The organism is Pseudomonas sp. WS 5027, assembly GCF_012985695.1.
Lineage (GTDB): Bacteria > Pseudomonadota > Gammaproteobacteria > Pseudomonadales > Pseudomonadaceae > Aquipseudomonas > Aquipseudomonas hygromyciniae.
Window position 1 is genome coordinate 28,725 of record NZ_JAAQWU010000022.1, and the last position, 13,030, is coordinate 41,754.

The 13,030-nt window shown below is 64.9% G+C and carries 1 protein-coding gene; it reads right to left on the minus strand.

Features of this window, described 5'->3' with window-relative positions:
- Positions 1–70: 70 nt before the first annotated feature.
- Positions 71–13,015 carry a non-ribosomal peptide synthetase gene (locus HBO09_RS23230; RefSeq protein WP_169998244.1) on the minus strand — a complete coding sequence of 4,315 codons (12,945 nt, stop codon included), beginning with the start codon at positions 13,013–13,015 and terminating at the stop codon, positions 71–73.
- Positions 13,016–13,030 lie beyond the last annotated feature (15 nt).

Consider the following 13,030-nt stretch of genomic DNA (forward strand, 5'->3'; position numbering starts at 1 on the left):
CACGTAAAAACACGTCCAACCGACCAGCGGCATCGCCCCCGAAAGCGTTTCGGGGGAGCGACCGCCAGCCTTAAAGCCCCTCCAGCTCCGCCATCAGATCACTCAGCCGATCCACCGTCCCGGCGCTGATTTGCTTGGCCGCCAAGCCTTCGATATAGGCCGCCAATTCCCCTACCGTGCTGCATTCGAACATCGCCCGCAGCGGTACATCCTGCTGCAGGGTTTTCTGCACGCGCGAGGCGATTTGCGTGGCCAGCAACGAGTGCCCACCCAGTTCGAAGAAGTTATCCAGCACGCCCACCTGCTCGACCTTCAGCACCTGGGCCCAGATCGTGGCCAGGGTCTGCTCCAGCTCGCTGCGCGGCGCCAGGTAGTCCTGGTTGTGCAGTTGGCCGATTTCCAGGGCCGGCAGGGCGTTGCGGTCGAGCTTGCCGTTGGCGTTCAACGGCAGGCGCTCCAGCCATAGCCAATGCAACGGCACCATATATTCCGGCAGTTCGCTGCGCAGGCGTTGCTTGATGCGGTCCAGACGCTCGCCGGGGGCGAGGCTGGCCTCGCTCGCCACCAGGTAGCCGACCAGGTGCTTGCCATTCACGCCTTCCTGCACGCCCACCGCAGCGTCGCGCACTTCGGGCTGTTCATGCAGGCGCGCTTCGATTTCACCCAGTTCAATGCGGTAACCGCGAATCTTCACCTGATGGTCGATGCGCCCGACGTACTCCAGCACCCCATCGCTACGCCGCCGCGCCAGGTCGCCGGTGCGGTACAAGCGCTCCCCCGGTGCACCAAACGGATCCGGCACAAACACTTGGGCGGTGCGCAGCGGATCACTGACATACCCGCGCCCCACGCCCGTGCCGGCCACGCACAGCTCGCCAACAGCCCCTTGCGGCACTAACTCCAGCGCGCCGTCGAGCACGTACAAGCGGTTGTTGTCGGTCGGCGTGCCAATCGGCAAGTAGGTGCCACGGGTCGAGGCCAGGTCGACGCGGAAGAATGCCACGTCATCCGAGCACTCCGCCGGGCCATAGGCGTTGACCAGACCGATTTCCGGGTAACGCAGCAACCACTGGTGTGCCAGCGCAGGCAACATCGCTTCACCGGTCGGCAACATCCAGCGCAAGCCGTCCAGGCCAATGTGGTCCTGGGCGAGCATGCCCTGGATCAGCGACGGCACGCTTTCCAGCACCGTGATGCCCTGGGCCTGGACATGGGTCAGCAACCCCTGCGGATCATGGGCAATGGTGTTGGGCACAATATCCACTCGCGCGCCGAACAGCGGCGCAGCGAGGAACTGCCACACGGAAATATCGAAACTCTGGGAGGCCGTCTGGGCGATCACATCCTGCTCGCTCAGTTGCAGGTACGGCACCTTGCTCAGTTGGTTGTTGAGCATGCCGCGCTGCTCGACCATCACGCCCTTGGGCAACCCGGTGGAGCCCGAGGTGTAGATCACATAGGCAAGGTTGTCCGGGGCGCTGTAGATCCCCGGGTTGCTATCGACACCGGCCAATGTTTCCCACACCAGCAACTTGGGTCGTGCGCCACAGGCAAAATCTTCGAGCAGTGCCTGCGCCTGTTCATGGCAGGCCTGGGTGCACACCAGCAATGGCGTGCGACTCAAGTCGATGATCCGGCTCAAACGCTGGGTCGGCAGGCCAGGATCCAGCGGCAGGTAACCCGCTCCGGCCTTGAAGCTGCCGATGATCATGCCCAGCAGATCCAGGCCACGCTCGGCCAACAGGGCCACCGGTTGATCCAGGCCCACACCCGCGCCGATCAGTGCATGGCCCAGGCGGTTGCTGCGCTGGTTCAGCTCAAGGTACGTCCACTGCTGATCCAGGCAACTGGCCGCAATGCGCTGCGGATGCAAGGCGACCTGGGTTTCGAACAGTTCGACATAGCTGCGCTCCAGGGGATAGTCATGGGCGCTCTGATTGCAAGCGTTGACCAGGAACTGGCGCTCCTGCTCGCCAATCAGCGGCAGGTCGGCCATGTCGCCATGGAACCCTTGCACCAGCGCCAGCAGCAGGCGCTTGAACTCAGCGAGCATGCCTTGCACGGTGCTTTCATCGAAATAACGCTGGTCATAGGACAGGTGCAAGCCCAGGTCATCGCCCGGGTAGCACACCGCCGTCAACGGGAAGTTGGTGTGGGTGCGGCCCGAGTCAGAGGTGGCGTTCAGGCTTTGTGCACGGTCCAGCACCGAGACTTCCACCGGGGCGTTTTCAAACACGAACAGGCTGTCGAACAGCGGTTGGCCCTTGGGCAGTTCGCTGTGCTCCTGGATCGTCACCAGCGGCAAGTACTCGTATTCGCGCAGTTGCATATTGCTGTCGAGCAAGGCGCTCAGCCACTGGCGCACGCTGCACGGCTGATCGTCCTCGGGCAACTTGACCCGCAGGGCGATGCTGTTGATAAACAGGCCGACCGTGCGCTGCATCTGCGGCATGTCCACCGGGCGCCCGGCCACGGTGACGCCGAACAGCACGTCACGCTCACCGCTCAAGCGTCGCAGCACCAAGGCCCACGCCGCCTGAGCGAAGGTATTGACGGTCAGTTGATGAGCCTGGGCCAGCTCACGCAATTGCGCGCCGTCACGTGCATCCAGGCGGGTGTAGCAATCACCCACCACCATGCCGCCGCTGTGGCCGGCGTGTTCGCGCATGAATGGCCGGTCGCTCGGAATTGGCGTGGTGCGCTCAAAGCCTTGCAGGTTTTGTTGCCACCACTGCCGCGCCTGGGCCAGGTTCTGACGTTGCAGCCAGGCGATATAGTCGCGATAGCGTGGCGGCGTTGCCAACTGCGCCTCGCGGCCTTCACCCAGGGCCATGTAGATATCGAAGAAGTCATTCATCAACAACGAGCGGCACCAGGCATCGATCAGGATGTGGTGGTTGCTCATCATGAACCAGTAACGGGCTTCGCCGACGCGGATCAGGCGCAGGTGGAACGGCGCCTGGTTGAGCAGATCGAAACCGGCCTCGCGCTCGCTTTTGAGCAGCGCTTGCAGGCGCGGCTCCTGTTGCTCGGCGGGGGTGCCGGTCCAGTCCAGGTATTCGATGGGCGTGCTGCCGGGCTTGTGGATCACCTGCAACATGTCTTCGCCGACATCCCAGCAGAACGACGCACGCAAGGCCTCATGTCGGGCGATCACGGCTTTCCAGGCCAGGGCAAAGCGCTCGGGGTTGAGTTCGCTGTTGATGCGGTAACGGTCCTGCATGTAGTAGAGGCCGGTGCCCGGTTCCAGTAGCGTGTGCAACAGCAAGCCTTCCTGCATCGGCGTCAGCGGGTACACATCCTCGATAGCGCTGGGCGGTACAGGCAACGCGTCCAACTGCGCCTGGGTCAGGTGCGCCAGGGGGAAGTCGGACGGCGTCAGGCCACCGGCGTCATCGCGCAGACAATGGGCGATCAGGCTCTGCAATTCGCCCAGATAAGCGTCGGCCAGTTCGCTGATGGTCTGGTGCTCGTACTGCTCACGGCTGAAGGTCCAGCGCAGCACCAATTCGCCGCCATACACCTGGCTATCCACACTCAAGGCATTGGGCAGCGGCGCATCCGGATCGTGGGCCGGGCCGGCCGACGCGTCCAGTGGGTGGAACAGCGCCTGGCTGTCGAAGCTCTGGTCGAACTGCCCCAGGTAGTTGAAGGTGATCGAAGCGCTCGGCAACGCGGCCATGGCCTGGCGACAGGTGCTGTCGGCCAGGTAGCGCAGCACGCCATAGCCCAGGCCCTTGTGGGGCACCGCGCGCAACTGCTCCTTGATCGCCTTGATCGACGCGCCCTGCCCACTGGCCTCCTCGATATCCAGCGGGGTCAGGCGCAGCGGGTACGCGCTGGTGAACCACCCGACACTGCGGGTCAGGTCGATCTCATCGAACAGGGTTTCGCGGCCGTGGCCTTCCAGCTGGATCATGGTTGAGGCGTGCCCACTCCAGCGGCACAGCACACGGGCCAGTGCGGTCAGCAGCAGATCGTTGACCTGGGTGCGGTAGGCGCTCGGCGCCTGTTGCAGCAATTGGCGGGTGCGCTCGGCATCCAGGCGCACGCTGACGGTCTCGGCGTCGCGATTGCGCAGGCTGCCGTGCGCACGGTCCACCGGCAGTTCAACCGTCGGGCCAGCCAACTGTTGCTGCCACAGGCTCAACTCTTCACGCAGGGATTCGCTGCTGGCATACGCCTGCAAACGCGCGGCCCAGTCGCGCAACGCGCTGGTCTTGGCCGGCAGGCTGACCGCCTGGCCGTCGCTCAATTGGCGATAGACGTTTTGCAGATCTTCGAGCAATACGCGCCAGGACACGCCGTCCACCACCAGGTGATGGATCGCGATCAGCAAGCGTTGCTGGCCCATCGGCCCGTCCACCAGCAAGGCGCGCAGCAGCGGGCCGTGTTCCAGGTCGAGGCTGCGCTGGGCATCGGCGAACAGCACCTGGCACTGCTGCATATCCGTCACCTTGGCCAGCCACAACACTCCGCCTTCCGGTACTGCCAGATGTTCGGCATGCCATTGCGCGTCGCGCTGGGTGAAGCTCAGGCGCAAGGCGTCGTGATGTTCCAGCACCGCCAGCAGCGCCTGCTCAAGGCGGCGCGGGTCGAGGGCCTGCACCGGCGCCAGTAGCAGCGCCTGGTTCCAGTGATGACGCGCCGGGATCGGGCTGTCGAAGAACCAATGCTGGATCGGCGTCATGCCCGAAGGGCCAGTCAATACACCCTGCTCGGCCGTGATCTGCTCACTGCGCGTGGCCACCGTCGCCAGGGCCTGCACAGTCTGGTGCTGGAACAGGTCGCGCGGGCTGAAGTGAATCCCTGCCTGCCGCGCCCGGCTGACCACCTGGATCGACAGGATCGAATCACCGCCCAGTTCGAAGAAGTTGTCGTGCAGCCCGACCTGCTGCACGTTAAGCACCGCACACCAGATCGCGGCGAGGCTCAACTCCAGCTCATTGCTCGGCGCCACGTACGCTTGCCGATTGGCCTCGGGATCCGGTTGCGGCAAGGCGCGGCGGTCGAGCTTGCCGTTGGCGGTCAGCGGCATGCTGTCCAGCACCATTAAATGCGCGGGCACCATGTAGTCCGGCAGGTGCGCCTTGAGGTGCGCCTTGAGCGCCTCGCGCAAGGCGGCGTGATCGCTGGCATCGCTGACCAGATACGCCGCCAGTTGCTTGCCACTCGGCGCGTCCAGGGCCAGGACCACGGCCTCACGTACCGCCCCATGCTCAAGCAGGCAGGTTTCGATCTCGCCCAGCTCGATGCGGAAACCACGGATTTTCACCTGATGGTCGATCCGCCCCAAGTACTCCACCAGGCCATCGGCGCGCTGGCGCACCAGGTCGCCGGTGCGATAGAGCCGCCCGCCCTCGGCATAAGGATCAGCCACAAAACGTTCGGCGGTCATGCCCGCACGCTGGTGATAACCCTGGGCCAGGCCGGCGCCGCCGACGTACAGCTCGCCGGTGGCACCTTGGGGTATCAGCGCCAGGTCGGCATCCAGAATATAGGCAACCCGCGCACCGATGATGCTGCCGATCGGCACGCTGCCAGCGCCCTCCTCCAACACCTCGGGGGCCAGGCTGGCCAGGGGCATGACCACCGTTTCGGTCGGCCCATAGGCATTGAAGAACAGCGCCGGCTGAAACGCCGCACGGATACGCGCCAAATGCTCGCCGGTCAGGGCTTCGCCGCCAGTGATGCACATGCGCACCGGCAACGTCTGGTGTTGCGTGGCGAGCCACTGTGCCAACTGGCTGCCATAGCTTGGGGTAAAGCCAAGGATGTTGATGCGATGCTCACGGATCAACCCGCAGATTTCTTCGGCATCCCATTGGCCCTGGGCGCGCAATACCACCTGCGCGCCGCTGAGCAGCGGCACCAGCAGGCGCTCGGTGGCGGCGTCGAAGTTGATCGAATAAAAATGCAGTTCGCAATCGTCGGCGCGCATGCCAAAGCGCTCGATCACGGCCTGGCAATGCATGGCGATTTCACCGTGGGACACCACCACGCCCTTGGGCTTGCCGGTGGAACCGGAGGTGTAGATCAGGTACGCCTGATGTTGCGCCAGGCTGATCGCCGGCAGCTCGCTGGCCGGGTAGTTGGCGAGCACCGGCAGGTCATCTTCCAGGCACCAGCAACTGACGCTGGCAGGCAACTCGCCCAGGGCATCGAACATCGCCCCATCACTGAGCAACAGGCCGATGCCGCTGTCTTCGATCATGTAGTGCAGGCGGTCCAGCGGGTATTCCGGGTCCAGCGGCACATAGGCGCCACCGGCCTTGAGGATCGCCAGCAGGCCGATGACCATTTCCAGGGAGCGCGGCAGCGCCAGGCCCACCCGCACCTGCGGGCCGACCCCACGCTCGCGCAGCATCCAGGCCAGGCGATTGGCGCGGCTGTCCAGCTCGCGGTAGCTCAGGGTCTGGCCGGCAAAGGTCAGCGCCGGGGCATCGCCACGGGCCTGAACCTGCTGGCTGAACAGGTGATGGATGCACTGGTCGAGACGGTGCTCGCCGGCCTCGATCCCGAGGCTGTCTTGCAGGGCACGCTGCTCATCGATCTGCAGCAGCGCCAGCTCGCTCAAACGCTGCTGCGGATCGGCGATCAGCGCCTCCAGCAGGTTGCACCAATGGGCCGCCATGCGTGCAATGCGCGGCTCGTCGAACAGGTCGGTGCTGTAGGTCAGGCAGCAACCCAGGCGATGGTCGAGGTCGGTGACTTCCAGGTTGAGGTCGAACTTGGTGGCACGCGCGTCGTTGGCCAGGTATTCGACGGTCATCCCCGCCAGTTGCCGGCTTTGCTGGAACTCCCAGCGCTGCACATTGCACATCACTTGGAACAGCGGGTTATACGCGGCACTGCGCGGCGGTTGCAGGGCTTCCACCAGATGATCGAATGGCAGGTCCTGGTGGGACTGGCCCTCGATCACGGTGCGGCGCACATGCTCAAACAGCTCGCCGACGCGCATCTGCCCGTCGAGCTGGCAGCGCACGACCTGGGTGTTGAGGAAGGCACCGATCAGCCCTTCGCTTTCCGGACGGATCCGGTTGGCCACGGGCGCGCCGATGCGCAGGTCAGTCTGGCCGCTGTAGCGGTAAAGCAGGGTCGCCAAGGTTGCGGTCATGGTCATGAACAGGGTCAGGCCATGCTCGGCATTGAAGGCGCGCACCTTGGCGGCGAGTTCATCGCCAAGGTCAAAACGGTACAACTGGCCCTGGTGACTTTGCACCGCCGGGCGCGGTCGATCGCTGGGCAATTCCAGCAGAGGATGCTCGTTGCCCAGCTGCGTGGTCCAGTAGTCGAGCTGGCGCTGGCGCTCACCGGCTTCCAGCCATTGGCGTTGCCACACGCTGTAGTCCAGATACTGCACCGGCAGGGGTTCGAGCGGCGACTCGCGCTCATCGATAAAGGCTTCGTACAGCGCGCTGAGTTCACGGGCAAAGATGTCCATGGCCCAGCCTTCGGTGACGATATGGTGCAGGGTCAGCACCAGGTAGTGCTCCTGATCGCCAGCCTTGACCAGGCAGGCGCGCAGCAGCGGCCCGGTCTCCAGGTTGAACGGGCTGTGGGCCTCCTGGTCGGCCAGTTGCTGCAAGCGCAGTTGCCGCTCGGCCTCGTTCAGCGCCGAAAAATCCTCCCAGCTCATGCGCACGCTGCTTTGCGCGGCGACTTTCTGCCGGGCCACGCCATCGACACTCGGGAAGGTGGTGCGCAGGGTTTCGTGGCGCATGATCAAGGCTTGCAACGCCGCCTCGAAACGCCCCACATCCAGCACCCCACGCAAGCGCGCCATGCCGCCGACGTTATAGGCCGGGCTGTCCGGCTCCATTTGCCAGAGGAACCACATGCGCTGTTGGGAATAGGACAACGGCACCGGCTGGCGGCGATCGACCTTGCCAATCGCGGTCTGTTGGTTGCGCTGGCCGCTGGCCTGGATCAGTCGGACTTGCTCGGCAAAATCCCCCAACTCGCTGGCTTCGAACAAGGTGCGCAGCGGTAGCTCCACATCACAGGCCTGGCGTGTGCGGGAGATGATTTGCGTGGCCAGCAGCGAGTGGCCGCCAAGGGCGAAGAAATCGTCGCGTAGGCCGATTCGCGGCAAGCCCAGCACCTGGCGCCAGATCGCGGCGATCTGCTGTTGCAGGACGGTTTGCGGCTCCACATGTTCACGCACCTGCCACACCGGCTCCGGCAAGGCACGGCGGTCGACTTTGCCGCTGGGGCTCAAGGGCATGGCGTCGAGGCGGATCAGTTGCGCCGGCACCATGTACTCCGGCAACTCGGCGGCCAGGGCGGTTTTCACGTCCAGCTCATCCAGTTCGCCGCTGGCGGTGTAGTAACCGATCAGTTGTGCACCGCCAGCGGTGTCGCGCACCAGCACCAATGCCTGGGCGATGCCGTGCTGGGCCAGCAACCGCGCCTCGATTTCTTCCGGTTCGACGCGAAACCCGCGCAGTTTGACCTGCTGGTCCAGGCGCCCGAGGTACTCCAGCACACCATCGGTCGTCCAACGCACGCGGTCGCCAGTGCGATACAGGCGTGCGCCCGCCGCGCCCAGTGGGTCGGCGACAAAACGTTCAGCCGTCAGCCCCGCACGCCCGAGATAACCGCGGGCCAGGCCAATCCCGCCGATGCACAGCTCACCCGGCACACCTGCGGGCAGCAGGTTGAATTGCTCGTCCAACACCCGACAAATCACGTTGCCCAGTGGCCGGCCAATCGGCGAGCGCTCGCCATCTGCACCCTGGCAATGCCAATGGGTGACGTTGATCGCGGTTTCGGTTGGCCCATAGCGGTTGTGCAACTGCACCGCTGGCAATTGCGCCAGGACCCGATTGCGCAATTCGGCGGGCAAGGCTTCGCCACCGCAGAACACTCGGCGCAGGCTGGTGCACTCGGCCGCCAGCGGCTCGTCGACAAACAGCTGCAACAGGGGCGGCACAAAATGCAGGGTTGTGACTCCATGTTCCTGCACCAGCTGCGCAATGCGATGGGGGTCGCGATGCTCGCCGGGACCGGCCAGAACCAGGCGGCAACCAGTGATCAGCGGCCAGAAGCATTCCCACACCGACACGTCGAAACTGATGGGTGCCTTTTGTATCAGCACATCACTTTCATCCAGTTGGTAGGTGGCCTGCATCCATTGCAAACGCTCCGCCAGGGCACCATGGGTATTGCCCACGCCCTTGGGCTGGCCGGTGGAACCGGAGGTGTAGATCACATAGGCGAGGTTGTCGGGATGAAGATGCAGGCCCGGGGCCTGGGTCGGCCAGCTGTCGAGCTTGAGGCTGTCCATGGCGATCACCGACACGCCCTCGGCCACCGGCAACTGTTGCAGCAGATGGGTTTGGGTCAGCAGCAATTGCACGCCGCTGTCGGCGAGCATGTAGGCCAGGCGATCGGCTGGGTAGTCCGGGTCCAGCGGCACATAGGCGCCACCGGCCTTGAGGATCGCCAGTAAGCCGATCAGCAGTTGTGGCGAGCGCTCGGCGGCAATCGCTACGCACACGTCCGGGCCGACGCCTTTGTCACGTAGGTAATGGGCCAGGCGATTGGCCTGGGTGTGCAGTTGGGCGAAGCTCAGGCTGGCGCCCTGCCAAACCAGGGCGGTGCGCTCGTCGCCATGTTGGTTGAGCTGCTCCGGCACCAGGTGCTGCGCCGGTGCGCAGGGTGCCTCGCTCCAGGTGTTTTGCTCGGCGTGCTCGTTGGCGTTCAGCAGCGGGATATCGCCCAGCGCTTGTTGCGGTTGCGCGCAAACTGCCTGCAACAGGCTGACCAAATGCGCGGCCAGACGCTGGACAGTACTGGCGTCGAACAGTTCGTCGGCGTAGTCGAATGACAGGCTCAGGCGCCCACTGCGGTCTTCTTCGCTATGCAGTTGCAGGTCGAACTTGGCTTCGCGGCTATGCCATGGCAACTCTTGCGCGAGCAGGCCCGGCAGGCGACGCAAGGCACTGAGGTCGCGCTGCTGGTGGTTGAACATGACCTGGAACAGGCCTTGTTCGCGTGCTTGGGGAAAGGCCTCCAGCAGTTGCTCGAAGGGCAAGTCCTGATGAGCCTGGGCCTCGGTGGCCGCCAGGCGGGTCGCCGCCAACAGCTCGCTGAACGGCAGGCGCGCATCCACCTCGGCGCGCAGCACCAGGGTGTTGATGAAGAAGCCGATCAGGCCCTGGGTTTCAGCGCGCCCACGGTTGGCGTTGGGCACGCCGATGCGGATATCGCGCTGGCCGCTGTAGCGGTGCAGCAGGCTCTGGAATGCCGCCAGCAACAGCACGAATGGCGTGGCCTGGTGGGCCTGGGCAGTCTGGCGGATGGCTGCGCCGAGGTCCGCATCCAGGCGCACGCTGTAGCGCGAAGCGCTGTGCCGTTGCTGGGCCGAGCGCGGGTGATCGGTGGCCAGGTTCAGGGTGGGATGTTCATCACCCAGTTGCCGCTGCCAGTAGGCCAATTGGCGCTGGCCTTCGCCTTCGGCCAGCCATTGGCGCTGCCAACTGCCGTAGTCGGCGTACTGCACGGCCAGGGCTGGCAACGCGAGGGGCTGGCCTTGGGACGCGGCGGCGTAGAGGCGCGAGAACTCATCGATCAATACATTCAACGACCAGCCGTCAGCAATGATGTGGTGCATCGTCACCAGCAACTGGTGATCCTCATCGTCCAGACGCACTAGCGTGACCCACAGCAGCGGGCCCTGCTCCAGGTCGAACTGGGTGCGCGCCTCGTCCTCGCGGACCTGTGCGGCGCGGGCTTCACGCTCGGCCACGGGCAAGTCGCGCAGGTCGATGACTTGCACGGCAAACTCGCGCTGGGCATCGACACGCTGGTAGCCCTGGCCATCGCGCTCATAAAAACGCGTACGCAGCGCTTCGTGGCGCTGGATCAGTTGCGCGAAGCTTGCCTGCAGCGCGTCTTCGTCCAGCTCGCCGCGCAGGCGCAAGGCGCCGGGGATGGTGTAGGCGCTGCTGTGAGGGTCCAGTTGCCAGGTGATCCACAGGCGGTTTTGCGCCAGGGATTGCGGCATATCCTGCTGGCGTGACAAGGCGTTGATTGCGCCCTGGGCCACGCCGCCATCCTGCTGCAGTTGCCCGACACTGGCGGCAAAATCAGCCAGCACCGGCGCCTCGAACAACAGGCGCAGATTAAGCTCCAGGCCCAGGCTCTCGCGCAGTTGGGCGACCACCTGGGTGGCGCTGATGGAGTTGCCGCCGAGCAAGAAGAAGTGATCGTCGGCAGCCACCTGCGGCACTTGCAACTGCTCACACCAGATCGCGGCGATCTGCTGTTGCAGCGCCGACGCCAAGGCGCCCTCACCGGCCTGCACGGCCTGATCGGGGAACTGTGCGTAGCTGTCGAGGCTGCCATCGGCCAAACGAGTGCGGCAGGCCGAACGCTGGACCTTGCCACTGGAGGTTTTCGGCAGCGCGCCGGGATTGAGCAACACCACCACGCACGGCGCCTCTTGATAGGCCTCGGCCACCGCCTGGCGGATGGCCTTGATCAGAGCTTCGGGCGGCAGGATCTTCTGCACGCTGCGGCTGATTTCTGCGGCAATGCCGATCCCTTCCAGGCCTTGGTCATTCACCGCAAACGCCGCGACACGGCCCTTGCGCACCACTTCCACTTCGCGCTCGACGGTTTGCTCGATGTCCTGCGGGTAGAGGTTGTGGCCACGCACGATCAGCAGGTCTTTCAGGCGTCCGGTGATAAACACCTCGCCGCCCTGCATAAAGCCCAGGTCTCCAGTGCGCAGCCAGGTGCGACCGGCATGCTGCACGAAGGTCTTGGCGGTGGCTTCGGGGTTGCGCCAGTAGCCGTGGGCGATGCTCGGGCCGGTGGCCCAGATTTCGCCGACGCAATTGTCGGCCAGTTCAGCCAGGGTATGGGGCTCGACGATCAGCACCCCATGCTCGGGCTGGCTGGTGCCGCAGCTCATGATCGCGCTGCCCTGCCCTGGTTCGGCGCGATTGGCGGCCAGCGCCTGCTCGTCCACGCGCAAGGCCGGGATGCCCTGGCCACGGGTGCCGCCGGCAACAAACAGGGTCGCTTCAGCCAAGCCATAGGAGGCGAAGAAGTTGTTCGGGGTAAAGCCGCAGCGGGCGAACTTCTCGGCGAAACGTTCCAGGGTGTCCAGGCGGATCGGTTCAGAGCCGGAATAGGCCACGCGCCAATGGCTCAGGTCGAGGCGCTCCAGGGCCGAGTCGCTGACCCGCTCGCTGCACAGGCGATAGGCGAAGTCCGGGCCACCGCTGATGGTGCCGCGGTATTGGCTGATCGCTTCCAGCCAGCGCAAGGGCCGACCGAGGAAGTACGCCGGCGACATCAACACACACGGCACACCACTGAAGATCGGCTGCAACAGGCCGCCAATCAGGCCCATGTCGTGGTACAGCGGCAGCCAACTGACGATCACGTCATCGGGGTTGAGGTCGATGCCAAAGCCACGGCGGATCAGCAGCTCATTAGCCACCAGGTTGCCGTGGGTGACTTGCACGCCTTTGGGCAAGGCCGTGGAGCCGGAGGTGTATTGCAGGAACGCGATGTCGTCGTCCTGCAGGTTGGGTGCGACCCAACCGGCAGCGCTTTCGCTGTGCAGCTCATCCACGCAGAGCAAGGGCGGCGCTTCCTGGATTTGCCCCAGAGCGTCGCGCAAGCCACTGCTGGTCAGCAACAGCCTGGGCTCGGCATCGGCGATGATCGACAGCAAGCGCTCTTGGTGATGGCGACGGGTCGACTCCGGCGGATAGGCCGGCACTGCAATGACCCCGGCGTACAGGCAGCCAAAGAACGCCGCGACATAATCCGGGCCACTGGGGAACAACAGCACCGCACGCTCACCCCGCCCGGCCGAGGCCTGCAAGGCGGCGGCGATGGTGCGGGCGCGCAGATCCAGGTCACGGTAGCTGAGCACCACGCTGTCGTCGGCAGACTCGGCCAGAAAGCGCAGGGCCACCTGGTCCGGGGTCTGCGTGGCACGGCGTTGGAGGGACTGGACCAGGGTGCGGGGAAGTTCGAAGGCGTCCATCATGAGGGGTTCCTGCCT

Bases quoted from the DNA above. Each gene is read 5' to 3' on its own strand.
- HBO09_RS23230 (WP_169998244.1), bottom strand. From the start codon at position 13,015: ATGATGGACGCCTTCGAACTTCCCCGCACCCTGGTCCAGTCCCTCCAA.